We start from the raw sequence: 26,118 nt of genomic DNA, 5'->3' as shown, positions 1-26,118 counted from the left end.
GACCCTATGCTATACCTGAGGCACAATCACTCCGAAGAATGAGGGGATGACTCGGGTAGATAAACACTAATTGCCCCCCAGCCGCAACCGGCTGTTAGGACTCAGCAATAGCCGACCTCCAGACGAATAAATCACCTGCAAAGCCTGCCCCTGATAACTGGCCGGTAAACTCACCGTATGGTTTAGCCTTACCGCATCACTCACCAGCGGCAACCGGCCACACGACCACACACTCACATCACTCCAATCGCCCGTCTTCACCGTATACATACTCGCACAACCACCTGGATTCACTACGCTCAGGGGCAGAATTGTCGATACCGACCCACCACCGGCATCCGTGGCCGTCACTGTCACACTATAAAACGAACTTGCGGTAGCCGAAACCATACCCATTATAGTGATTGGAGCCGCAAAACTCAACCCTGCTGGCAATCCAATCACTGATAGGGTGAGGCTGTTGGGCGTTTCAGCATCGGTGAACGTGTTGGCTGGAATGGTATAGCTAAAGGCCTGCCCCACCGTAGCCGACTGGGGTGGAATTGAGTTTTCCACTCTGGGATTCCCGTTGGCGCAATTGGCTTGCCAGTTGTAATTGAAGCTAGCTACGTTCGGCGTGCCCTGCTGTCGGGCGGTAATCGTAATCACCGGATTGTCAGTGTAAACCGTAAGTTGATAAGGTCCGGTATAGTCAGTAGCTCTTAATTCATTAACCACCGACAGACTGATCGGCTGACCATTGGTCTCCTCATAGCTTACCATGAAATTGATACGTCGTTCGTAGTAGTCCGTATGATTACAATCCAGCATAGTGACTCCGGTAATCGCAAAACTGCGGGGCTGCACCGTCAGAACAAAACTGGTACTGACCGACAAACCACCCGAATCAATAGCCGTTACTGTTACGGTAAAAGGCGAACCCAGGGTAGTAGACGGTGTACCCGTTATGTTATTTGGGGAAACAAAGCTCAGCCCGGCGGGCAGTCCTATTACCGACAGCGTGAGACTATTCGGCGTTTCAGCATCGGTGAACGTAGTGGCCGGAATGGGGTAACTGAACGCGTTGCCCAACGTAGCCGATTGGGGCGGAATAGCATTTGCCAGGGTAGGTGCGCAGTTCTGATAAGTAACCCACGTACTGGCAATAGCCGTACAGCCATTGGCCCCCGTCAACGTAACAGAATACGTACCCGCCGACGTAACACTGATTACTGACGTAGCGGCCCCCGTGCTCCAGCGATACGTACCACTGCCCACGGCGGACAAACTTACGGAGGGCGTAGTACAGCTTAACGTAGTACCGGTCGGCGTTCCGATTGAAGGGCTGATGCTCACCGGGGGTGCTACGTTATCCTGACTTATTTGTATCGACGTAGTAGCTGTGCAGCCCGACGTAGTGACGCTGACCGAATACGTTCCACTGGCGTTAATGACTGCCGTACCCGCCGTAGAATTCTGACTTACTACTTCTGGCCCGCTGAAAACATACGTAGTGCCGCCCCCCGCCGTCAGGGTCAGTGAAGTCTGGGCACAAGTCAACGTAGCACTTGGAGTCGCCGAAAGGCTGGGCGTTGGGTTAGGGTTGACCGTTAGGGACGTAGTGACGCTGGTACGTTGTCCACTCGCTTCTATGATTAACGTAATGGTTTGACTCCCCGACCCAGCCGCCGTCAGACTCTGGCTAAAGGTTGGGCTATTCTGGGTACCGGTTAGACTTATAGCACCGACGGTTAAGGTATAGACGTAGCTACCCGTTACATTGCCCACCGTGGCGGTAACCGTTACCGGAGAACCCACGCAGACGGTAGATGACGTAGCGGCCAACCCGGAGATAGTGGGGGTAGCATTGATAACGGTCAGGCTATAGATCGTACCTGTTGCCGCACAGCCCTGAGCGTCGGTGGCGCTGACGCTGATTGGAAAAGTCCCGGTTTGGCTTGGCGTACCGGATAAAATGCCCATTGCAGATAAGCTCAGACTGGCGGGTAAGCTGCCACTGGCCAAACTAAAGCTGTAGGGAGACTGCCCTCCGATGGCCGTGAAAGACTGGCTAAAAGCTACACCTTGGGTAGCGGTTGTAACAGCCGGATTAGTGATGGAAATGCTGGTGGGAGTTGCCTGAAACTCATACGCGCCCATGTCGATACGTCCCCCGTTGTAAAAGCGCGGATTTCCGGCCAGGTCAATGATGCCACTAGTGGCAGTGGTAGCATTGGGATCACCACTATTGATAGCATTGGAGCAGGCATTAAGCCGTAGATCCGTATCTGAACGGAAAGGAGAAATATTGGTCGTTAAATTAGTTGGTCCTGAAATACTATTGCTGACAGTACCCTGTTCAAAGAGGCTATAGGTAGCCGTTATGGACTGTCCGTCCGAGTTATCTATCGGATCAGAGGTATTATTCCATAGCACACAGTTGCTCAATTGAAGAACGCCCATATTATAGACAGCGGCTCCTGGACCTCCGTAATTACCAGCAAGCGTACTATTGAAAAGACTAATAAAGCAGTCATTATAATTATGTAGACCGCTACCTGGGCCTCCAGAAAGCGAATAATTGCTACTAATCACACAGTTCGTTAAAACGAGGCTACTACTTGCTACATTATCAATCCCGGCACCGGCACCATTATTTACCGTAGCGTTGTCACGAATCACACAATTCGTTAAACTGGTCCGGCTTCCGCTATAGTTGTAAATACCAGCTCCTGAACCAGCCGAATTACTACTAATCTCGCAATTGATTAGTAAGGGTCGGCTACCGTTAAAGATGTACATACCTGCTCCATAGATTGCGTGATTTCTGGTCAATATCAGATTACGCAGCTTCGGACTACTGGCACTAAAGTACATACCTCCTCCAGCACCACTATAATTATAGGCATCGCTGATAACGAAACCATCCAACTCGGCAGTCGTGTCAAGGGCCGCGCTGGCAACAACGACGTGACTATTGTCACTCTGGTCATTCAACCGACCAATGTTCCCTGATAAAGTCGAGCTAGAAGGATGACCTAACACCCGTCGATCAAGACTCGTTTCATTACCCTCAAACCCGCCGTAAATGGCCACCCCATTCTTCATCGAAAAGCTGATGGTAGTATTGGTGTTGGCATTACCTCCTGGCTTATACGTACCGCGAGCTACCCAGACCTGTTGCACATTCGCGGCATTGATCATGGCCTGTAAATCGCCCGAAGCATTAGCCCACGAGTTGCCGCTGCCATTACCACTAGCTACCGGCTTTACGTAACGAATGTTAGGCGCGCTCACGCTCAGCGAATACGCCGAACTAGTGCCCTGGCAGCCGTTAGGGTCAATAGCACTGACCGTAATCGAAAAGCTGCCGATTTGGGTAGCTATACCACTCAGATCGCCCTGTGTGGATAGATTTAATCCTGTGGGCAGGTTGCCACTGGCCACGCTAAAACTATAAGGGGATAGCCCTTCACTGGCCGAAAATAGCTGACTGAAGGTCCTATCCTGTATGGCGGTTGTAACCGACGGATTAGTAACAGCAATGGCGATTGACGTACTACCCACCGTTGTTGTTGTGGTACTTACGCAGCCATTGACATTGGCCACCCTAACTGAATACGTATCGGGGCGATTGACCACCAAAGTACTGGACGATCCTGGTGTGCTGAGTGTTCCATTTCCATTGGCAAACGTATAACTGCTCCCACCCGATGCCATCAGCGTTACACTGGTAAGTGTGCAACTTAAAGGACCATTGCTGGTCAGCGATGCGACGGGTAAACTACTAACCGTTACAGATGTGCTGGCGGTGAGCGACTGACCACCGCTGCTTAACGTCAGCGTGAAACTCTGCTGACCCATCGCCACAGCCGTCAGACTCTGGCTGAAGTTGCCCCTGGCAGTACCCGACTGGACGGAGCCAATGCTACCCGCGAGCGTGTACGCATAGCTGCCCGTGACGTTGCCCACTGTCGCGGTGAACGTCATAGGGCTACCCACACAAACAGGAGACGGACTGGCAGCAAACCCCGTGATGGTGGGTGGGGGAATAATGACGTCGGTATCCGTCGCCACATTGTTGCTTAAGTCAAGATCACTTACCCCATTCGGGGCCGCCACCGTAGCGGTGTGGACCAGGTTACCCGTAGCGGTTGGCGCCAGCGTGCCTGTTACCACTAACGTTACCGAACCCCTGAATGGCAAACTTACGTCCTGATTTAGCATACCCGCGCCAGAAGTTGGGGTTAAATTACCACCTCCCGAACCTGTTGCGGTCCAGCTCATCCCCGTCATGCTAGCTGAAAAGGCATTTGACACCCGCGCATTGGGCGCATTCGAGGGGCCCTTATTGGCAACTACCATTGTGTACGTAACGGGACTACCCGCCTGAACTGACGTCTGACTATTGATGAGCGTAACAGCCAGGTCAGCCTGGGGTGTCAATTGGATGGCGGCAATAATCGAATTGTTGGTTGGGTTTGTATCTGAAGTGTTGGGCTGTTGAACCGTTACTGTCGCCGAGTGGCTCAAGGTGCCAGTACTCGATGGTGGAATATCTACCGCAACCCGAATACGTGCTGTATCTCCTGCGCGCAGAGTAACTACCGTTGTGTGGATAGTGTTTGTTCCCGGCACGATTGGGTCGGAAAAAATTGTCCCATTACTGTAGCTAGTCGTCGAATACCTAATCATCAACGGTTCGGGTACTATATCCGTTAAATTAACATTGACCGCGTCATCGGGGCCTGTATTCGAGATAGAAATAGTATAAAAGTATGGGGTTACTCTACCGGGAATGACCGTGGGTATCTCCTCAGAAAAACGGATGCCCACGTCAGCCCTCCGCGGAGTCTGGGCGGCCAGTGGCGTCAGGCTCACTACGTTTAGCCACAATCCTGTCAAAAAAACGAGCCTGACTACCCACAGAGGTAGGCTAATTCCAGAAAATAAAGGTTGAGTCATACGCGATTGAGCCGATAGAAGGAGGTAAAAACGGGGCATAGCAGCCAGCTACGTTCCCTATTGAGAGAGCGGGTCCAACGTACCAAAGCTAGCGGACGTAGCAGCGCGATTTCCTACCCGCGCGGGTAGTTTTTCAGCACCTGAAATTCTTTTTTTGAGGAAATGCTACGTCTTTAGAACAGGTGAATAAGACGTAGACGTACTAACGTAGCGAAAACGTGTATTTACGAATCAGTTCTTCGCGGCTGTTGATCTGAAGCTTGAGGTAGATATTCTTGATGTGGTATTTGACGGCATTTACGCTCACAAACAGTCGGTCGGCAATCTGCTGATTGGGTAAACCTTCACGAATCAGGGACGCAATTTCCAGCTCCCGTGGTGTGAGTCGCTCGGGCTGAACAGTCGTTGGACGAGGAGCGTTGAAAAAGTCGAGCACCTGCCGGGCAATGGTCGGCGACATGGCCGCTCCGCCTTCCATCAGATCATCCAGCGCGAATTTTAGTTTGGAGAGGGGCGTATTTTTGAGCAGATAACCCGACGCACCTGCACACAACGCCCGGAATACGTTGTCGTGATCGTCGAACACGGTGAACATCAGAATCTGCGTAGCCGGTGATATTTCCTTGATTTTCCAGGCCAGGTCGATGCCCGATTTACCGGGTAAACCGATGTCGCAGATGACAATATCGAGGTGTTTCTTTTTCCAGTTTTGCTCAAAATCCTCATAAGAGCCAGCTGTCAGCACCAGATCGTATCCCTGCAATTCACCCAAATAAACGGTGAGTACCGACCGGATTTCGGGATTATCTTCGATAAGAGCAAGTGAAAACATGGCGCAAGTTGGGAAGTCAGACTTAGATTTTTCTTACCCCAACGGGTAGTTTTTTGGGGTTAAACTGAAGTTGCACCAGTAGGCCCGGTTGTCGATCTTCAAATGTCAACGTACCATTCAGGCGTTGCGCCCTTAGTCGTAAATTGCTGAGTCCCTGACCCGATGATACGTTATGGCCCTTAAGGCCAAGCCCGTTATCCGCGATGGTCAGCACAACGTGTTGACTTCCAACAAATAAGCTGATTATCATCCGCGAGGCTTTGGCGTGTTTACACACATTATGGACTGTTTCCTTCAGAAAAAGATACAGGTTCTGGCGTACCTGCGGATGCAGTTTTTTATCAGTTAAATCGCCCTCGATGTTGAACTCTGGCTGAATTGAAGCCGTCTCCGCCAACGTATAAGCAAATTCTTTCATGCGCAGGATGAGGCTTTCCCAGTCGTCATTGCGCGAATCAATCGACCAGACCATGTCGCTCATGGTACTTGTCGCTTTTTTGCTGGCAGTCGCAATCCGGTCGAGGTATTTCTGGTGGTGCTGCTCTTTATTTTCGGAATACATCAGGTAATCGGCCTGGAGCGAAATTCCCGTCAGCAACCCGCCCAACTCATCATGCAAGTCGCTGGAGATCCGGGTGCGAATGGCCTGTTCAGCCCGAATTCGCTGTACTTGAAAACGGATATACAGGTATACCAGCAGGCCAGCAAGCACGAGCAGCAGGAGAATAAACCACCAGGTTTCGTAAAAAAAAGGAGCTATCCGAAACTGAAATGGGCTTTCGTTTATCTCCTGCTGATACCGAAAGCGGAGTTGATTCAAGCCAGCACCTAGCCCGGCCAGGGTTAACGTATTACCCGAAATGGGTATCCACTGGCTCTGATCATTCAATTGGTACATCAGCGGACTGGCTTCCAGCTCGGGCGGGGTACTAAACCGAAAGGCCAGTACGCGTTCTGAGGCTTGAAGGGGCACGATACTGTCGGGCTGGTAAGCGAGGTTATAAATCTGCCGGTTAATGCCTCCTGATACGTTCGTAATCAGTAGTGAAGAAAGAATCGGTTTTACCGTCGTTTTTCGCTGATACGTTAGCAAATCGGCAACCGTAAAGTAAGTCACCCCCTGAATCGTACCCAGGTAGAGCGTATCACCATCGATCCACTGGGCACCCTGATTAAATTCATTGCTGGGCAGTCCATCGTCAGTCGTAAAATTCTTGATCCGGCGCGTAGTCAAATCAACCAGACTAAGGCCTGCTTCCGTACCGCATACGAGGTAATTACGAGCCGAAAGCACATTAAAAACCGTTTTGCCGATCAAACTGTCACGGCTTTCGATGGACTTTAATTTATGGCTGGTCAGGTTATATCCCACCAGGCCATGCCTGGCCGTTGCCAGCCAGAGCGTTGAATCACGTAGCAAAAAGTCGTAAATGGAATAACTGGGAGCCAGACCGGGTAAGGTATTGATTTTTGTCATGTTCTCAGTATCCAAAAACCCAATTCCTTTCTCTCCGCAGAAGTAAATCCGGTTACCGATTTTTCGAAGCTTACGAATTTTAGATTCGTTTATTTGATACGTATCGTTGCTGAAAACCAGCCGGTTCCATTTTTTCTGGCGTATATCGAACACGTAGAAGCCCTGATACGTACCGACGATCAGTCTAATCGGGTCAAGCGATTCAATACAGGTGATATAGGCATTGCCCAACGTATTGACGGCCTCCACCGAACGGACACTATCATGACTTGTCAACTGTTTCAGCCCACCGCCTTCCGTTCCCAGCCAGATAGTACCCCGCTGATCGGCAAAACTGGTGTAAACAATTGTGTTGGTGAGTCGCCGGGCGTTTTTTTTGGCATCAACCCTGAAGAAACCTTCATACGTACCGAGATACAGCGTGCCTCTATGTTGGGCAATATGCCGGATACTAATGTTCTGAGCGTTGAACGCTTTCAGCTGTTGATTGCCCGCAAATAACTCTTTCTGAACGGGTCCAATTTGGTAAACGCCCAGGCTGTTACGCAGAAATAAACCACTTTTATCTTCCCGATGCCGGGTTGACGTAGCAATCCGATCCGTTACCACCAATTGGTCATTTACCAGTCTTAGGATCAGGGTTTGGTTGTCCAAAAAACGAACAAAATAACCGTCTTGCAGTGGATACAGATTCCAGTCTGAAGTAATTTGACCTAACGCTACGTGCTTTGCCTGGTGTTTCAGAATCTGAACCAATCTGCCGTTATGATCCTGGGCAAACAGCGACGTACCATCTGATTGCAGCCAACGGTAGTTCGTGGGTTGTTTTTCATCAGTTCCAGAAATGGAGATGCGGACGACTCGCCCAAGGCTATCCCGCTTGAAAAGCCCCTGATTAGCTACCGTGAAATAGAGCGACGACTCAAAAAAAGCAAGGCGGGAAATAGAGGAAACGCCAAAAATTTTCGCTACGTCGACGATTTGGTGGAAGCCCTTTTCGGCGTTGCCAGCAAACAGTTGCCCTACTTCGGTCGACAGGTAGATGGTTTGCCCATCGCTGGTGATATCAGCAATCTTCTTATCGCTCCATCGGCCAGTTACTGGAAGTGTAAAGGGATGGATAGTCAACGTATTGAGGTTAATACGTATCATTTTCTCCAGATCGCCGATCCAGAGCTGATTTTGATCGTCGATATGGGGTCTAAGCGTGCTATAGGCGAGGACTCCTTCGGAAAGCATAGCTTCCGCTTTGGTCACCGAATGGCCGTCGAATCGGTAAAAGGAATTATTTAGGGTGAAAATCCAGACGAATCCTTTTTTGTCGATCAGCAGTCTTCGAACGCTGTTGGCCGGTACTTCCTGAGGTAACCGAAGTCGGGTCAGATTAAACTGCTTTACCTGTCCCAATGTCCAACTGGGGAGCACCCAGATCATCAGGCTCAGAATGACTGTTTTTCCAGTTAGCCGCCAATCGAAAAACACCATTGCAGGATACAATTTTGCACAAAGTACAAAGTAGTCGTAAATTCAACAATCCTACGTATAGTCTCCTTATTATTAAATCATATCCTTTTAAACAGACTACGATTTAACGCGTAGGTTTGTGGCGTAACTCCTCAGGTTGACCAGAAGTACGTAGTATGTACATACTCGCACATGCTTAACACAGGATAGTTTAGACCGGATTAGCAGCCAGTAAGCCGTTTGGTGCTGAAATTTGATGGCAAACCTTGCTTCAAGATAGTTGTGCAACAGCCACGAGCGTTTTTCTGAGAATCTGTAACTAGTGGTTACAAGGTATGCTGCATACTGATAAAGCTGAGGCAAAGTCCTGATGAGCAAAAAATTGTGGACAGGAGCAGATTTAAAAGTAGGATAGTCAGCCAAACACCTATTTTAACCGGATGGCACCCCTGCATTAGATCGTAAACAATGGCATGTAACTGGGCAATATATGACTGATGATTAGGCACAGGATTTGCACTAAATCTCAGTATAAATCATTGGCTTAAAAAATAGCCAATGATGGTTTGAACTCAGCTTGCAAGTGCGTGTGCTTACTCTCTACTCTTCAATTTGTAAGCGAAAGACGATTGAGGTAATCGTCTGGTTTGTTGGTGCTTATCTTATATCTGGGATTAACGGCTGGGCTCAACCTGATTCCCTACTCAATTTATCCGCTGCAGAGCGCTATAAGACTGTCCGGAAACTTTACGGAAAAGCCTGGCAGAAAGATACAAACGAGGCTAGCCGACTAATTCCCCGGCTCACTACGTATTTTCAGCAGAAAGGTAGAAAGCCGGATGTTCTGCTTTGTCAGACCGCTATGCTGGATATTGACCGGTCGATACGTCGGCGGGAAGGCGAGTTTATGGATCGCGCCCAAACGTTAATACAACAGGCAAAAAACAGCAACGATACGTTGGTATTAGGACGCGTATCGCTGTTGATTGGGCTTTATCAGTTCAATATTCAGCAAAACTTCTACCAGGCATTCACGTATTACATGCGGGCGTTCGAATTGATTAAACCACTCAAGGAAGAGCAATTCCCCGATCGTGATTATACGATTTATGTGCTGGCAAGAGCGTATTATGAATTCTTTGATTATGAAAATGCCATTTTGATCGGTCAGACGCTGATCAGTAAACCTGTTGCCAACGTAACGTCAACGCATATCTACACGAGTTGCCTGCTGGGATTAGCGCATTTACGGCTGAATAACGTAGTGAAAGCCCGCTCCTACTTTGACTGGGGATTGCGACAGTTGCCCCTTGCAAACTTTAATAACGACGATTGGGTAGGTATTCTGACGGGAAGTATCGGGTTAACGCTGGCCCAGCAACAACCCGATTCTGCTACGTATTATCTGCGGATAGGAGTTGACTTGACAACCCGTGGAAAGGTTTGGGATAATGCCGCTACGTTTGGTGCCCAGTTAGCCCGTATTTATTTAAAAAGTAATCAGGCGCAACTCGCCTTTAAGACGGCTTATCAGGCTCATCGGGCCGCGCTTCAAACCAAACAGGTTAAGTTTACCCACGAGACGTACGAAGTTCTGTCCCGTTGTTACCGGCAAATGGGGCAGACAGCAATGGCGTTACGTTACACGGATTCGGCTACAACGGCTACGCATGAATGGAATAAGGAAATCGATATCAGCCTGAAGCACAAAGCCGAAATGGCAATGCAGCGCGAACGTGACCAACTACAACTTCAGGTAGTACAACAACAACAAGACCGGCAAATCTTACTACGTAATGGTCTGTTAGCCCTGATTGCCCTGAGTATGTTGATTGCCTATTTGCTCTACAGCCGCCGAATGCTAACGTATCAACAAAAGCAACAGCAGTTACTGGCGGATAAACAGCAGGCTGAAACCGAACTGACTCATGCCATGTCGCAACTGGATCAATTTCGGCAGCATATTCAACAAAAAAGCGATTTGCTGGAAAAACTGGAGCATCAGCTTTCGCAGGTGACATTAGCAGGAGACAACGCCCCCAGACATCCGATGCTGGAACAGCTTCAGCAAGCCGTCATTCTCACCGAACAGGACTGGGTTACCTTTAAGACTTTGTTTGATAAAGTACACCCCGGCTTTTTGCATCGGCTTAAAGAAAAGCATCCAACCTTAAGCCCCGCCGACAGTCGCTTCCTGTGCCTGTATAAGCTGGGGTATTCGCCCCGGCAAATGGCCACGGTGCTGGGCGTAGGCATCGATGCGGTTCGTCAGTATCGGAGTCGACTCAGTCGGAAACTCCGGGACAATAACCAGTCTAGTATTGATAACTTCCTGACGGAACTCTAAAATTCTATAATTACAAAAAGCCCCTCAAAAATCGATTTGAGGGGCTTTTTGTAATTGTCACACTTTTGTCACGCTCTTTTTTTGTCGCTTTTTGAGACTTAAAGCAGCTTAGCGGCTCCATTCCTGACCGCTATTTGTGAAGTACACTCCTCATTCTCCAAAACCGGATTCCATTCGTCGGCTTCGTCGAAGCCTGAGGTTATGGCTACTGGTTTTAAGTCTGCTGGCGCTGGCTGTCGTTTGGTATTTCCAGTATAAACTGAGTCTGCTGGAGCAGACGTTGCCCCCCTGATTCACTTGCCAGGTTTCTACATTGTCACATTCCCTTCCTTTTTTAATCAACGTCCGTTCATGAACATACCCTTTACCTTTCGTTTAATTGGATTACTGGCTATTTTACTCAGCAGCCTGAACACTGGTTGGGCACAGTGCAGCGCCACCGTTAACGCTGTCAGCAGCCAGACGGTGTGCGCCGGTTCGGTAGTTGCTGCTATTCCATTTAGTGGTTCGGCGACTAGTTACCAATGGACCAACTCGAACCCGGCTATAGGCTTAGCGGCCAATGGGACGGGCAATCTGAGTTCGTTCACGGCAATTAACAATAGTCCCACCACCCAAACGGCCCTCATCACCGTGACCCCACGGTTGGCTACTGACTTATTGTATATGAGTACCTTTACAGAACCATCAGGCAATGGTACCCTACATGTGTTTGACCCAGTATCGAATACTATCATTACATCCATTCCGGTAGGGAGGAATCCCATTGCCGTAAGTGTAAGACCCGATAAGAGTCGAGTGTATGTGGCCAATGCCAGTTCCTCTTCCGTGAGTGTGATTAACATGGTTACCAACACTGTCATCGCTACCATTACCGTAGGGCTTACCCCCTATCGGTTGAGTGTGAGCCCCAATGGGAATCGTGTATATGTGACTAATACTAACTCTGATAACGTGAGTGTGATCGATGCGGCCACCAACACCGTGATTGCGACCATTCCCGTAGGGGATGGGCCCAGAGGAGTAGTCGTGAGTCCTAATGGTGGCCGAGTGTATGTGGCCAATCACAGTTCCAATTCCGTAAGTGTGATCGATGCAGCCACAAACACCGTCATCTCGACCATTCCAACAGTAGACGGGGGCGAGCAATTAAGTATGAGCCCGGATGGTAGTCGATTATATGTGCCCAGTTTCGATGACAGCCGGGTGTATGTGATCGATGCAGTCACCAACACTGTTGCAACGTCCATTTTCGTCATAGATAGGCCCTATGGAGTGATCGTGAGCCCAGATGGAAGTCGGGTATATGCGTCCACTGGTTCTTACGGTACAGTACGGGTGATAAATGCCGCCACTAACACCCTCCTCACCACTATTGCCGCCGGGGATGAACTCTATGGGATGAGTTTGAATGCCGATGGAAGTCGGTTGTATGTGGCCGATTACAATGCCAATGAGGTAAAAGTGATCAATATAGCCACCAACGCAGTGGTGAGCACCTCGCCTGGCTTTCCTGGTCAGTTGGGTGGAAACTGGGGCAATTTTATCAAATCCGACCTCTGCTCTGGTGACCCCATCAGCTTTACCATCACCGTGCCGCCTGCTGCTACCGCTACGTTGACGGCCAGCACCAATCCCCTTACCTGCGCCAATCCAACGGCGATTCTCACCGCTACTGGGACGGACGGCGATCCGGGGGCAACGTATCAGTTTAGTGGGCCCGGCATTCTGGCGTCCAGCCCCACAAATAGTACTGCACTGGTCAATGTTGCAGGTGACTACTCGGTAATCGTTACGTCAGTCAGTGGCTGCTCCAGCACCGCTACGGTAACAATCGGTGCATACAACAGTGCCCCTGATCTGAATATCAGTCCTGAATCGGCTATCCTCACCTGCTTCAGCCCAACGATCAGTCTCAAGGCGATTAATTCTGATGGGTTTGGTACTGATACGTATCGTTGGAGTACGGGAGCCACTACGGCCTCCATCTCGGTGAGCACGGCAGGTCCGTATTCAGTCACACTCACCGGGGCTAACGGCTGTACAGCCACGGCCACGCGCCTGGTTGACCAGGAGCCCAGTCCTACCGTCAATCCGGTCAGCAGCCAGACCGTGTGTGCAGGTTCAGTCGTTAGCCCAATTTCCTTTAGTGGCACTGCAGGGCGTTATCAGTGGACCAACTCCAATCCGGGCATTGGTTTACCTGCCAGCGGAACCGGTAATCTGAGTTCATTCACTGCCATCAACAATACGCCTACCACTCAAACAGCCATTGTCACCGTAACTCCTCAGTCAGCCCTCCGGGATTTATTATATCTGGGCACTTTTACTTTTCCTTCCCGCCTAGGCAGTGTTAATGTTTATGATCCGGTAACCGACGCCATACTTACGTCCATTCCGGTTGGGAAACAGCCTAGATGTATGAGTATAAGCCCCGATGGAAGCCGAGCCTACGTCACCAATTACGAATCTCATAATATAAGTGTAATCGATGTTGCCACCAGTACTGTCATTGCCACTATTCCGGTAGGCGATTACCCCAATGGAATCAGTGTAAGTTCTGATGGAAGCCGGGTCTATGTGGCCAATAACTACTCCCATACTGTGAGCGTGATCAATACGACCACTAACTCGATCACTGCTTCCGTTCCAGTTGGAGATTACCCCAATGGAGTCAGTGTAAGTCCCGATGGAAGCCGAGTCTATGTCACCCATCCAGGTTCCGATATTGTGAGTGTGATCAATACAGCTGCTAATTCGGTTACCGCTACTATTCCAGTTGGAGGTACACCTGTTGGCGTAAGCGTGAGTCCCGATGGAAGCCGGGTCTATGTGGTCAATAACTACTCCCATACTGTGAGCGTAATCAATACAGCTGCCAACTCGGTTACCGCTACCATTCCGGTTGGGGATTACCCCTTGGGTATGAGCGTAAGCCCCGATGGAAGCCGGGCTTATGTCGCCAATAACAATTCCTATAATGTGAGCGTAATCAATACAGTCACCAACGCTGTTACCACCACGATTGCTGTAGGCGATAACCCTATTGGCGTGAGCATAAGCCCCGATGGTAGTCGGGTCTATGTGACCAATTCAACTTCCAATAATGTGAGCATCATCAATACGGCCACCAATCAGGTAGAGAACACCTCGCTTAGTTTTCCTAATAGTTTGGCTGGAAACATAGGGAATTTTTTTGTTCGTACCCGTTGCTCCGGAACTCCCATCAGTTTTACCATCACCGTACCCCCTACTTCCACCGCTACCCTGACGGCCAGCACTACGACCCTCACCTGCGCCAATCCGACGGCTACCCTAACCGCCACCGGTACAGCCAGCGGTCCGGGAACAACGTATCAGTTTAGTGGCCCCGGCATACTTGCTTCCAACCCCACTAGCGGTGCCGCCTTGGTCAATACTGCGGGCACATACTCAGTTACTGTTACGTCGGCTAATGGCTGCACGAGTACTGCTACGTTAACAATCGGCATAGACAACAGCGCTCCGGCTCTGAGTGTCGCCCCGGCATCGGCAACACTCACCTGCGCCAGTCCGACAGTCAGTCTGAGCGCGGCTGGGACTGGTACGTATCGCTGGAGTACGGGAGCCGCTACGTCTGTTATTTCGGCAAGTATAGCGAACACATATTCCGTTACGTTGACGGGCACTAATGGTTGTTCCAGTACGGCAATTACCACCGTGATCGCCGATCAAACGCCACCTTCCTTAACGCTCAGCCCCTCGACCGGAACGCCGACTGGTGTTACGTTGACATGTACTAACCCAGTCGTTAGTTTATCGGCCATCGGCACGGGTACGTATCGATGGAGTACAGGGGCCACTACGTCCTTCATTTCGGTGAGCACGGCAGGAATATATTCCGCTACGTTGACGGGGTCTAACGGCTGCTCCAGCACGGCGTCCATCAACGTAACGATCGATCAAAATCCGCCTTCGATAAGTATTAGCCCGGCGAATGCTACGTTGACCTGTGCGACAACCTCGGTGAGCCTGACAGCGGTAGGCACCGGTACGTATCGCTGGAATAACGGAGCCACTACGTCGGCCATCAATGCTACGTTGGCCGGTACGTATTCCGTTACGCTGACGGGAACAAATGGTTGTACAGCTGCGGCCAGCACCAGTGTGAGTTACCAAAATTGTGCGCCCACACTGGTTCAGGTCATTCCTCCTCAATCTGCCATTATCGGGGATGCGTTCAGTTACGTTATCCCAGCTACTACGTTCACCGATGCCGAATCTCCCAACAGCCTTTCCCTTTCGGTGATTGGATTGCCATCTGGTCTGAGTTTTGTATCACCCAACACCATCAGTGGTACACCATCGACTACCCTTGGTACGCCCTTCAGCGTGACGGTGGTGGCAACCGATCCGGGTGGATTGTCCGTCCGCACGAGCTTTTTGCTGATAGTACAGCCTCGCAGCTTTGCCATCACTGGAGTTACTATGCTGGACTGCAATCATATCAGCTACTATGAACGGCGCATTAACTTCATGGTCAGTTTTGAAGCAATCAATGGTCAGCCCATCAGCCTCTCGGTAGTGAATGAGGTTCCGACTATCACCATTCATGAGCCTTATCAGTTGAATCTGTTCACCGACAATCCAGTGATTGTGCTCAAAGCCCGTCAACAGGGCACACCGGGTGAGGCTACTTTCGCCTACAACTGGCTGGCTCATTGTGCCAATGGAAACCCCAGAGTGGAGAATCCTATACCTCCCCAATCAGTTACATTGGGACAGTCCTTCAGTTATACCCTTCCAGCCAATGCGTTTACTGATGCCGAAACACCCAATAGTCTGATACTCTCTGTTATCGGTTTACCGGCAGGCTTGAGCTTTGTGTCTCCATTTGCCATCATCGGCACGGTTTCAGCCAGTACCAGCGCTTTCTACAGTGTAACAGTAACGGCCACTGATCCAGTCGGCGGGTTCGTATCGACGATTCTGCCCTTGAGTATAGTGAACCCAAGTGGCTGCGGGAGTATGTTTACCCTGAAAGCAGGCAACTGGAATGACGTTAATGTGTGGTCATGTGGACGTATACCGTTAATTACTGACGTAGTAACGCTCAATCATGCGGTAAGTTTACCTCCTGTCTACCAGGCACAGGCTTTGCGGGTGACTTATTCGCCAACGGGCCGGCTGCTGTTTGGGACCAATAGTCGGCTGAGGCTGAGTGGGAATTAGCCTCTGAAGTAAGGGGTCAGTGGCCGTAAAAATTACGCTTACAACTGCTGTCCCCAGTTAACTCATGGGCGCTTTAAGATTCTGCCTCAAGTCTTCTCCTTACCCTGTTCCTGCTTGGATAACGAAACCAACGCCTTACTTAAAAACACCCACCTCATAGTCAGCACCAGGTGAACTGGATACTGGCCGAAGGTAACTTCTTACCTGTCGGCCAGTAAGCTGGGTAAAATCTACCAACGTTTTCCCAATCTGATACGAGTTGGCGGTTGATTCTGGCCTGATGTAAGCTGGCATAGGGCCGGGGCCAGACAATTGGTGGTGATGGTAGCCGACAGTAATAATTCGCAGCGGGTGGTTGTGCTTCGTCGGCGTATGCGTCAATTAAAAGCCAGCTCTTACGCCAGCTTGCGGTTTACTTTGAGATTAGGTGTTCCTGCTGATGCCTGGTCCTTGATAGTATTACCGACTAGCTCAATTCCATTTATTCTTTTCTACTCATGGTGATACGTTTACCGAGTTATTAAACGCCCATTTTTGGAGCAGATACATGACAGATCCTTCGTCTCAAGCAGGAGCATTTTACGAACATGAGTTGAGGACCGTTTATAGTTTCAGGGATCTATTCCAACCGGTAATTTATCGAACGACAAGTTGCTTTTGCTCGTTTTTGCCGGACGAATTATCCGATGGCAGCTTGTCCACAATTAGGGCTGTACCAACAATACCCATTATTTTACCTACCTTTACCTGAAGCCATACCATAGACCGTGAATGATCGATTCAGCCGTAGTAGCCCGTAATCATGTGACCATCCTGGGCTCTGGAACCCAGACCATGTTGTTTGCTCACGGATTTGGGTGTAGTCAGCAGATGTGGCGATTTATTACCCCCGCCTTTGAGGATACATACCGACTCGTTTTATTTGACTATGTTGGCTCGGGAGCTTCTCAACTCGGTGCCTATAACCCCGAGCGATACGCCAATCTCAATGGGTATGCCCAGGATGTACTCGATATCTGTTCTGCCTTGGAGCTAACCGATGTCATTTTTGTGGGCCATTCAGTCAGTTGCATGATTGGCCTGCTGGCTTCGCTGAAAGCACCCGAACGCTTTAGCCGACTGATCATGATTGGTCCTTCTCCCTGCTACATCAACGATGGGGTAGACTACGTGGGTGGCTTCAACCGCACCGACATTGAGGAGTTGCTGGAGACTATGGAGAAGAATTACATCGGCTGGGCCAATTTCCTGGCGCCGGTCGTGATCAATGATCCGACCCAACCAGAGATGACTCAGGAACTTAACGAAAGCTTTTGCTCCACCGATCCGCTTATCGCCCGCCAGTTTGCTCAGGTTACGTTTTTATCCGATAACCGATCCGATTTAGCCAAGTCGTCAATTCCAGTCCTGATCCTACAAGCTTCTCAGGATTTGATTGCCCCGGTTGAGGTAGGCACTTATGTCCATCAACGGCTACGGAATAGTGAACTGGCAGTTCTGGATGCAATTGGGCACTGCCCACATATGAGTGCTCCTCAGGAGACGTTACAGGCTATGACGGCCTACCTTCAAAGGGCATCTAACGCCAATACGCATGGGGCTGTCTACTGAGCAGCTCAACCAGCTACCGGGCGGCTACTTCTGCTTTTCCGATGAAGGCACCATCGTTCAGATTAATCAGAGTTTGCTTGAGCAGTTGGGCTATGAAGCCTCGGATGTGCTAGGACAGTCAATTGAAAGGTTATTGCCCATAGCCAGTCGGATTTTTTATCAGACCCACTTTTATCCGCTGCTTAAACTCCAGGGCAAGGCGGAGGAAATTTTTCTCTCGCTTCGGATGAAGACGGGAGAAGCGCTGCCTGTATTATTGAATGCAGCCACGATTCGTCAGGATGATCGACTCCTCCATCAATGCGTTTGTCTAACCGTGCGTCAACGTCAAAAGTATGAAGATCAGATCCTGGAGGCCAAACGTATGGCCGAGCAGGCCCTGCGTGAAAATATAGCACTCATCAACGCCAAACAGGATCTGGAACATCATCAGCTGTTGCTGGATCAACAACTGGCCGAACTCCAGCAAAAGAATCAGGAATTCTGGCAGTTTGGTCGGTTGATCACCCACGATTTGCAGGAGCCGCTGCGAAAAATCACCTTGCTAGCGGATGCCCTACAGCAGGAAGCGAACGGGAGCCTGGCAGTCGATTCGGGTAGGTTATTAGACCGAATTGTCGAAGCCAGTCAGCGGATGCGGGAATTAATCCGACGGATGCGAGACTACATGCTGCTGGAAGTCACCCAGCATCCGATTCATTTGGTTAATTTAGACTCACTGGCCATTAACGCCCAAGAGCTGGTCAGTCAGCAATTGGCGACGACCGATATTCAGCTAGTTACCCAGGGATTACCCTCCATTGATGGGGATCGTGGTCAGCTACTGGAATTGTTTTTTCAATTGATTGACAATTCCGTCCGTTTCCGCCATCAGCCTATTCTGGGGCCGGTCGAAATTACCATCACGGGCCAGCTAGTTGAATCCAATCGGTTCCGGGCTACCCCAGGTAAATACAGTTATCAGCCCTTTATTCAGATCACGTATACGGATAACGGACCGGGCCTGCTACCTGAGCTAGTTGATAAAGTGTTCCAGATTCATAAAAAGCCCGGTACTGGATTACTAGGGTTTGGGTTAGCGATCTGCAAAAAAATTGTTGACAATCATAGAGGAACAATTTCCATTAATCCAACCAGCCAACCAGGGACTCAGTTTATCATCTTATTCCCGGTTCAGCGTACTAGTGTGATTAACTCAGAGTAAGGTACTAAACAGCCTTTTTAAGGAGAAAACTGTCTTTATAGCCTGGCAGATTAGAGTAGTTTAACGATTCCAGTACAGCCTTTCGTCAACCAATACAATTTTTATTTTTCATTACTTAGCTACTGCATACCCAACGGCACCTAACGATTTTAGTGATTGATGATGAAACGCCTGTCCTTGATCTGCTACAACGGATTAGTCAGTTGCTCTTTCCCGAAGCACTGACCTGCTTGCTTCCTATATTGAGACGGACTTACCTGGGACCACTGGCGAAAGGAGGTGGCAAAGTGCTCGACGCTATTAAAACCCGAGGCATAACTCACCTCGGTTATGGGCAGACTCGTATCCCGTAGTAATCGCTCGGCATGAGTTAACCGGATACGCAGCAGGTAATGATGAGGTGCGTAGCCCGTACAGGCTTTGAAGAGCCGACCCAGATGGAACGGACTCACGCAGCAGTGGCTGGCTAAATCCAGCAGCGACAGATCGCGGTTGAACTCGCCATTCAGGTAGGCTTTCGCCTGCTCAATCGTAGTCAGATGAAACTGTTTATAGCCTGTGGACAGGGGCGCGGTTAGGCTGTTATTCTCTAATCGCTCTACGATATGCCGAACTAGATCCAACACCAATTGATCCCGCTCCAGTCGAGCCATGCCCCTGCCTCTCTCTCGAAGATGGTAATGGAGGTAATCGATGGTGGGGGTGGTCTTCAGACCCAATGTCAGCACGTTCGGATTGCTGAAAAAAAAGGAGTGGCGCAAGCGGTATTCTTCCTGTAGCTGCTGGTAAAAGTCAGCACTAAAATTGAGAATTGAACACGCGCCACTGGCTGGACGTAGTTGGTACTCATAATTGGCTTTTTCGACCAGAACGTGTCCCGTATGCAAGTCATAGGCCTGAGTGGCTAACTGGGCGACAAACCGGCCCTGATTGACAAACACCAGACAAAAGCAGTCGTTATAACCTTTGTGCGATACACCAGGCTCGTCCAGATCAAAATCCCAGTGTTTAAATTGATAAAAGTCTGTGTTGAACAAATACTGGGTCTGAATAGGGCTATCCGAGGAGGAGTCAAGGGTGAGGCTGGGCCGATCTGTCGGCGTGTAGCGTTGGTTCATAACATCTCAGGTCAGGCAGAAAACAGGACAAATGAAGCAGGTTAGACGGACATACAGCTTAGGAATCTTGCTTTTTTTGTACTAGTTGAAATAACCCGTTACCAAAGAAAGCAAGTTTTCTAAGCTCCAAGTCAAGTCTGTTTCCTTTTTTTGCAAACTCAGACTGGAAAAGCTCCGCTACGTACAGATTGGTAATCTGGAATAAGGCCGTAGTTGAATTTGTCCCGTCATGGATCGGCGTCATTGCCTACATTAGTCAGATGCAGCCAAAAGGGCTAATCGATGAGTTCATATTAATGGCCAAGTCGCACGGGTACTGGTTGGTAACGCTCAATTTAGCCGAACGGAGGGCGTATTGTCTATGACAACGTACGACCGCTCAGCCTGCCTTTTCTTAGCTTATATCCGGTGTACAATACAATATTTAAATAGCCCACATATGCGTAAACTCCTGGTATACATCAATAGCACGCTTAATGGGGTTGTCACAGGCGATCCCAGCCAAGACAAGACCAACTTTATGGTCTGGACGAGCCAAGCGTTTATGGAAGCCGGTTCCGAATGCGCCTTAAAAACCATGGAAACGGTCGACACCCTGCTGCTGGGCCGCAGAACCTATGAAGATCTTTCCAAACCTGACAAATGGCCCTCAGTCAAGGAATGGCCGGACGTCAGTGGGTTAAGTCTAGCGCTGGGCGAGAAGATTAATAACATCCACAAGTGGGTAGTCAGCCATGATCACCCGCTCGATGCGCTAACGTGGGGCGACTATGAAGCGCCTAAGCCATTAACGGGTCCTGATGTCGAAAAGCAGATTAGAGCGCTAAAAAATAGGGAGGGTGGCGACATCGTCATCTTTGGTAGTCCAACCCTGGTTCGATCACTGACCGATGCGGATCTCATTGATGAGTATCAGATCCAGATTCGTCCGGTGGTGGTAACCGTGGGTGAGCATTTATTCGACGAGCTTAGTGCCCGAAAAGATTTTGACCTGATTGAGGCAACCCCGCTAAAAGAGGGCTCCATCTTTGTGAAATATAAACCGGTAAAAACCTTGTCCAGCAACTAATTATTCCGCCAAAAAGACAATAACAGATCATACACGAAAAGTTGCATCCTAAGGAAGTTGAACAAATAGCCCATTACCTTTAGCGATAAGCCTGTCGCTGTAAAAACTGAATGGAGTTGTTAAAAGCGCATAAAGCCTTTTGGCTGGAAGCGGAAGTAGTGAACAGTGGCACTGCACTAGTCACAACTTCGCCTGGAAACTTTTCTCCTATTTCATCGTATTGTTAAAAACCCGCGACGGCGGCCCGGCATCTACATTATCGTGTCACCCGAACACGCAGGGCGCTCGATACAAAATGTGCTGGAGAGCGACCTGGAATCGGTAGTTTCCCAGATTGCAGCCCGTGGCATCCAGTATAGTAAAGAAGAACGACCCGAACGGAACACCCGCAAAGTCATGTACTATGACCCTGATGGCAACGAAATTGGGCTTATCCATGTCTCTTCGTAGAATCCGAATCAGGCCACAAAAAGACTGATAATAATCGTTTTAAACAGTATGAAGAAGCAGAAATGATCTGCCCCGTTGGAAGAAGGTCAATCATGATGCATCTTCGTCTCATTTTGGAGCGTTTTAAGCGACGTTACGCTTCTTTTATTGGCCCTGTGGCCAATAAAAGAAGGACAAGCAGGATCCCATTTTTTATTTTGTAGCTCAACCACGTAGCGACAATCAAAACGCTACGTAACAGTAGTCCTGGGAAGGTAATGTATTTATCCGTTACTACGTTAAGGATGGGGTTCTGATACGGGATGCTAGTCGCGGGTACGCTATCGCTAATTGATCGGCGACAGCGTATCCGCGACTGTTTGATCACCCACCACTCAGCGAGTCTATTGCATTCCCAATCAGGCCGGTAGGACGATTGATTAAGCTATCTCAAAACGCCCCATATAGAAGGCAGATACATGATAGTTCTATCGTTTTACTTTGGATGGTATTTTGAGAATAAAAATAACTTGGCTGAACTGACCATATAGAGATCCGTTGTCAATCCAATTTACAGGCAAACCATCTCATTTGTAGAGTACGTCTATAAGGAGTAAAAGTCTTTGGTGACTGGTTTGTCTGGAATGATTGGGTAATCCGTCATACTCTTCAGATCAATTTCAATCGTCTGTGCAATCGTCGTGATGGGCGTGTCGGTTGGTTTACCCTCAAAAGGATCCTGCAATTGAAGAGCGCTTTTCTCAATCAATATGAAGGCCGAGGAGAGAAGCGTTACCAAGGGTACATCCAGCAAATAATGAACCGGATCTAAACAAAAAGGAAGAATCGTGGCAAACAAGTAAATAAACACTTGCATATTAAATATATAGGTCCGAGGAAAAATAGTCTTCTTGATCCGTTCACATCGCCCCATTGAATCCGTTAGGCTGTTGAGGTTTGTGCTTAACTGGACCATTTGATAATCCGTTAGCTGTTGACTGTCAAAGAGCTGGCGAATGGCCAGGCCATGAGCCAGTAGGATCGCATTCGGTTTATTAGTTGCCTCGGCCAGCCGCTGTCGGTCAGGCGATGGGAGGAACTCACGCAGCCGTTCCGTTATGTCCTGCCCCCGTAGCGTGTCGCCCAGCACAAAACACCAGGCACATTGGCGCTCCACAAAGGCGTGCAGCAGCGACACTTTATGGGGTCCCTCATCCAGGAACATTTGAAGTTGGCGAATCAAACTGCGGCTATCGTTGACGATTGCGCCCCACGCAATCCGGGCTTCCCACCACCGGTCATAGGCCTGATTGGTGCGGAATGCCAGCAATAAAGCAATGCAGGTACCCAGTATGGCTGCAATGGAAATGGGGATAACCAGCGCCCAGGGGCTGAAGAGTTTTAGGAAAACAACGACGTTGGCATATAAGAAGATCAGCAGGGCCTGACGAAGTATATTTTGAACAAAGAAGGTTATTGAAATCTTATTATTGAGCAGCATAGCACTTCTTTTGGTGTTTTCAGGCAACTTACACCATATAAAGTGCTATGCTACCCTTTTCCTTATTTAACTGTTGGCCCATTTTTGATCAGGCCACGGCCAAGCCTCGTATGTAATATTCCTTTCCCTGGCTACTGGTCCGTACATCCACGAGTAAATCTTTACCCTGCCAACTAACTGGATCGACACCATTGATGGTCCAGGTGTCTTTTTCTAAGTGCAACTCAGGCCCACCCCGGATTACACTCATAATATTGATCAGTACTTTCGGTGTGACAACGACATCTGTCACCGTGAAGAGTTCATTGAAATTGATTCGCATAGTTTTATGAAGTTAAAGATGAATTGAAATAGGGGGTTATATCATGATTAATAGATAATTAGTGACAGGACTGTCTGCTTGTGGCTGGATTCGGAAGGTAACGGCAAAGCCTTTTTGTCAGTAGCTTTTATTCAGAGTGAGAACGTCGGATTACGGTGTCTACCAAGAACCCTCCTGAACAGAAAGAGGGTTGATTTATCAACGTCGTGCCTACTGAATAGAATAATCCAACTCTATTGGTTAATACCCTTCACTATACAAAACCGAATGAACTGACTGATACGATTGGGAAGTCGAGCATGATGAGCTCAGGAAGTACAGGAAAATACGGAGTCAAAACGTGACTGAGCAGCGTAGCGTGTTCGTGACCGTTTGCTGTATTACGTCGACGAATGAATCAGTAAAGCAGGCGGAGAAAAGTAATCCCATTATGCTATTAGTAGGTAAACACCCATGTGTTGGGAATGTTTAGCCTTTAAAAGTTACAGTACGCTCATTCGATGACTATGCTCCATCAGTGGCTCACTTCTCGGGCGATCAATCCATGGGCAGACTTAGGCTAACTCCGCCAATAAGCAAGTGATGTCCAGCCTCAAGGAAGGCTCGCATCAGATGCCGATAGAAATAAACGCGATCCTGACCAATGAAAAAAGCGCGTTCGTTTGGGTGGGGACAGGCGAAGAATAAGCCATTGGCAAAATGGCCACAGCCAACCCCGTTGACCTGATTTAAAGCTGGCGAGATAAACGTTAAGTGCTGTTGAGAAGGTGAGAGCGGCCCAACGACGTGGGCAGACTGCCGCATGGCATCCAGCAGATCGGTGATGTCCCGGAGTTGATCCTGGGAGCTCACCTCATCAGTAAAACAAATACGCTTGCCAGCCAAGGCTGACTGCCGAACCAAATCACTAACCCCTCTAATCAGTTCGATCCAGTAGAGCTGGCTTTGCAGCGTAAAGGGCATGGAAGGCAGGAAAATCTTGGATTCGAACAGAAGGGCCACCTGCTCCAGATGCTCCATTAATTGCGGCTTTGGCCAAATCCTGTCTGAGGAGTCAATCATATTAAATGACGACATTTGACTGCCGGTAAGCACGCACGCAGCAAGGCTGTTACGTTGTCAACAGCGCCATTCGAAAAATGATTGCAAGGCAAGGAAGTTATTTAGTCGTGGTCATGCTTCCCATTTTCCAAGACAAGCTGAATAACAACAATCAGCTTGGTTGACCTCCGGCAACTGACTAGGTTGATGGCCAGTGATTGAAAATAAATAAAGCGTTTCAGTGCCGATTGTGTTCTACCCTAAACTCGATCTCATGGCACATCAGGACAAGAAAAATAATAATGTTAAGAAAGCAGCGACAAAGCCGGCTAAAATAGCTGGTCAGACCGTGCTGCCTAAATACGCTCGCAACGAAACGGTGCTGACGACGCCGACTTTATTGCCCAAAGCTAAAAAGGGTTAGAATGAGCTTATTCGATACGTTACTTATAGCCCATTAGCAAGCTTCGCGTTTGGCTAGGCTTGTAGTCATTCTAAGAAGTCGCAAGTATGAATTCATAACAGAACTCATGAGGGGCTTTTGCATTCAACACTATACTACTCTTTAACCAATCGTTTCCGTATGGATACCAACACGCTGGTTATTATTACGGGCTATGGTTCAGTCTCACCAAAGCCGCTTCGAAAGGCTTATCTCAACAAAAGTGAGGAAACGGCCAGGCTCCGATTCATTCAGCAAAACCCGGGCGTTCGCGATGTCAGTGCAGTGCTTATTTCCTTCGACGATGAATTTACCATCCGCTCCAACGGAGAGATCGTAGTACACTAACGACCCAACTAGTTCTAATTTACCTTAATCAACGAATGTACGAACATGCCAGTTGGTATAATATTTCTTTTGTCATTTGCCCAGTAGAAGCTTCCCAGTAAATAAGCATACCTAATGTGTTTCCGCAAACTCCCGTTTATTCAAGATAGGTACCAGTTCCAATTATAACTGTGGTAGTTTTAGTTCTAATATTTCGTAGTTCACTGATAAATACGCTTTAACTGCCCGGTATTCTTCTACATATCCGTATCTAATAAACAAAAGTTACTTTATTGGCTTTGGCACTGCAAACGCTTCTACCCAATAGAACAGACTTTATGATTTCAGCACTTTTAGTATCTTCATGAATCAATAAATCCTTTGCTGTTCATCAGTTAGAAAACGTCAGTTAGACCTGTTTTTACACCAAAATAAGCTTCACCTTCTACATATTCACTTAGCGGCCTCACGTTTATTAATAACTTATGGGGTAAGAAAATCGTCAAAAGTAAGTCATTTCACGACCGTTGATCCAGCCAAAGCGTTCGCCGTCAAAATTCCCAGGGAAGTATGTGATTTCGTATGAATGAAGCTCAATCCCAGAAAAGGAGCCTTCTATCAGGAAATGTGGATCAAATGACGATTAAAGCTTCAACCATTTTTGGCTCAGAATGTAATTCGTAAAGGATACCATATGATAGTTTAACGTGAATTATGGATAAAGGCGTTTATGGACAGGCACGACAATGGAAGGCTTATCATCGTAAAAACAATAGGCG

The 26,118-nt window shown here is 48.8% G+C and carries 16 protein-coding genes; 9 read left to right on the top strand and 7 right to left on the bottom strand.

The features are described 5' to 3' along the window. Window positions 1–66: 66 nt before the first annotated feature. The 3 genes from IC229_RS29730 to IC229_RS29720 all read right to left on the bottom strand — a co-directional run bounded on the left by IC229_RS29730 (window position 67) and on the right by IC229_RS29720 (window position 8,738). The gene (locus IC229_RS29730; RefSeq protein ID WP_190891758.1) at window positions 67–4,944 is read right to left on the bottom strand and encodes a beta strand repeat-containing protein; all 4,878 of its coding nucleotides are present in this window, start codon (window positions 4,942–4,944) and stop codon (window positions 67–69) included. A gap of 202 nt (window positions 4,945–5,146) precedes the next feature. Next, on the bottom strand, window positions 5,147–5,776 hold the full coding sequence (locus tag IC229_RS29725) for a response regulator (RefSeq protein ID WP_190891756.1): 630 nt from the start codon (window positions 5,774–5,776) through the stop codon (window positions 5,147–5,149). Between the two features lie 22 nt (window positions 5,777–5,798). After that, window positions 5,799–8,738 (bottom strand): histidine kinase, encoded by a 2,940-nt coding sequence (locus IC229_RS29720; protein ID WP_190891754.1) that lies wholly within the window; start codon window positions 8,736–8,738, stop codon window positions 5,799–5,801. A gap of 562 nt (window positions 8,739–9,300) precedes the next feature. Here IC229_RS29720 and IC229_RS29715 point away from each other — a divergent pair. From IC229_RS29715 to IC229_RS29695, 5 genes are all read left to right on the top strand, one after another. Continuing rightward, complete coding sequence (locus IC229_RS29715) at window positions 9,301–11,064, top strand: tetratricopeptide repeat protein (protein ID WP_190891753.1); 1,764 nt, start codon at window positions 9,301–9,303, stop codon at window positions 11,062–11,064. Window positions 11,065–11,200: 136 nt separating this feature from the next. Next, the gene (locus tag IC229_RS29710) at window positions 11,201–11,356 is read left to right on the top strand and encodes a hypothetical protein (RefSeq protein ID WP_190891751.1); all 156 of its coding nucleotides are present in this window, start codon (window positions 11,201–11,203) and stop codon (window positions 11,354–11,356) included. 59 nt (window positions 11,357–11,415) lie between these two features. Continuing rightward, window positions 11,416–16,275, top strand: a complete 4,860-nt coding sequence (locus tag IC229_RS29705) for a putative Ig domain-containing protein (RefSeq protein WP_190891749.1) — start codon at window positions 11,416–11,418, stop codon at window positions 16,273–16,275. A 771-nt stretch (window positions 16,276–17,046) separates the two neighbouring features. Next, window positions 17,047–17,886 carry an alpha/beta fold hydrolase gene (locus IC229_RS29700; RefSeq protein WP_223834270.1) on the top strand — a complete coding sequence of 280 codons (840 nt, stop codon included), beginning with the start codon at window positions 17,047–17,049 and terminating at the stop codon, window positions 17,884–17,886. Beyond that, the gene (locus tag IC229_RS29695; RefSeq protein ID WP_190891747.1) at window positions 17,870–19,090 is read left to right on the top strand and encodes an ATP-binding protein; all 1,221 of its coding nucleotides are present in this window, start codon (window positions 17,870–17,872) and stop codon (window positions 19,088–19,090) included. The genes IC229_RS29700 and IC229_RS29695 overlap by 17 nt, the downstream gene beginning before the upstream one ends. Window positions 19,091–19,275: 185 nt before the next feature. On the opposite strand, the gene IC229_RS29690 is transcribed toward IC229_RS29695, so the two are convergent. Next, complete coding sequence (locus IC229_RS29690; RefSeq protein WP_190891746.1) at window positions 19,276–20,208, bottom strand: helix-turn-helix domain-containing protein; 933 nt, start codon at window positions 20,206–20,208, stop codon at window positions 19,276–19,278. A 439-nt stretch (window positions 20,209–20,647) separates the two neighbouring features. Between IC229_RS29690 and IC229_RS29685 the strand changes: the two genes are divergently transcribed. Next, window positions 20,648–21,277 (top strand): dihydrofolate reductase family protein, encoded by a 630-nt coding sequence (locus IC229_RS29685; RefSeq protein ID WP_190891744.1) that lies wholly within the window; start codon window positions 20,648–20,650, stop codon window positions 21,275–21,277. 261 nt (window positions 21,278–21,538) lie between these two features. Continuing rightward, window positions 21,539–21,727, top strand: coding sequence for a VOC family protein (locus IC229_RS29680; protein ID WP_190891742.1), 189 nt, complete (start codon window positions 21,539–21,541; stop codon window positions 21,725–21,727). Window positions 21,728–22,310: 583 nt separating this feature from the next. On the opposite strand, the gene IC229_RS29675 is transcribed toward IC229_RS29680, so the two are convergent. From IC229_RS29675 to IC229_RS29665, 3 genes are all read right to left on the bottom strand, one after another. After that, entirely contained in the window at window positions 22,311–23,207 is an 897-nt protein-coding gene (locus tag IC229_RS29675) for a bestrophin family protein (RefSeq protein ID WP_190891741.1), read from the bottom strand. A gap of 88 nt (window positions 23,208–23,295) precedes the next feature. Beyond that, a complete protein-coding gene (locus tag IC229_RS29670; protein WP_190891739.1) occupies window positions 23,296–23,529 on the bottom strand; it encodes a hypothetical protein in 234 nt (77 codons plus the stop codon). 537 nt (window positions 23,530–24,066) lie between these two features. Continuing rightward, the gene (locus IC229_RS29665; protein ID WP_190891737.1) at window positions 24,067–24,591 is read right to left on the bottom strand and encodes a hypothetical protein; all 525 of its coding nucleotides are present in this window, start codon (window positions 24,589–24,591) and stop codon (window positions 24,067–24,069) included. A gap of 253 nt (window positions 24,592–24,844) precedes the next feature. On the opposite strand from IC229_RS29665, the gene IC229_RS29660 reads away from it, so the two are divergent. Next, entirely contained in the window at window positions 24,845–24,994 is a 150-nt protein-coding gene (locus tag IC229_RS29660; protein WP_190891736.1) for a hypothetical protein, read from the top strand. A gap of 159 nt (window positions 24,995–25,153) precedes the next feature. Further along, window positions 25,154–25,360, top strand: coding sequence for a hypothetical protein (locus IC229_RS29655; RefSeq protein WP_190891734.1), 207 nt, complete (start codon window positions 25,154–25,156; stop codon window positions 25,358–25,360). Window positions 25,361–26,118: the final 758 nt, after the last annotated feature.

This window comes from Spirosoma profusum (assembly GCF_014699005.1).
Classification (GTDB): Bacteria; Bacteroidota; Bacteroidia; order Cytophagales; family Spirosomataceae; genus Spirosoma; species Spirosoma profusum.
The sequence above is the reverse complement of the archived record's forward strand: the minus strand, read 5'-3'. Positions and strand labels throughout refer to the sequence as shown.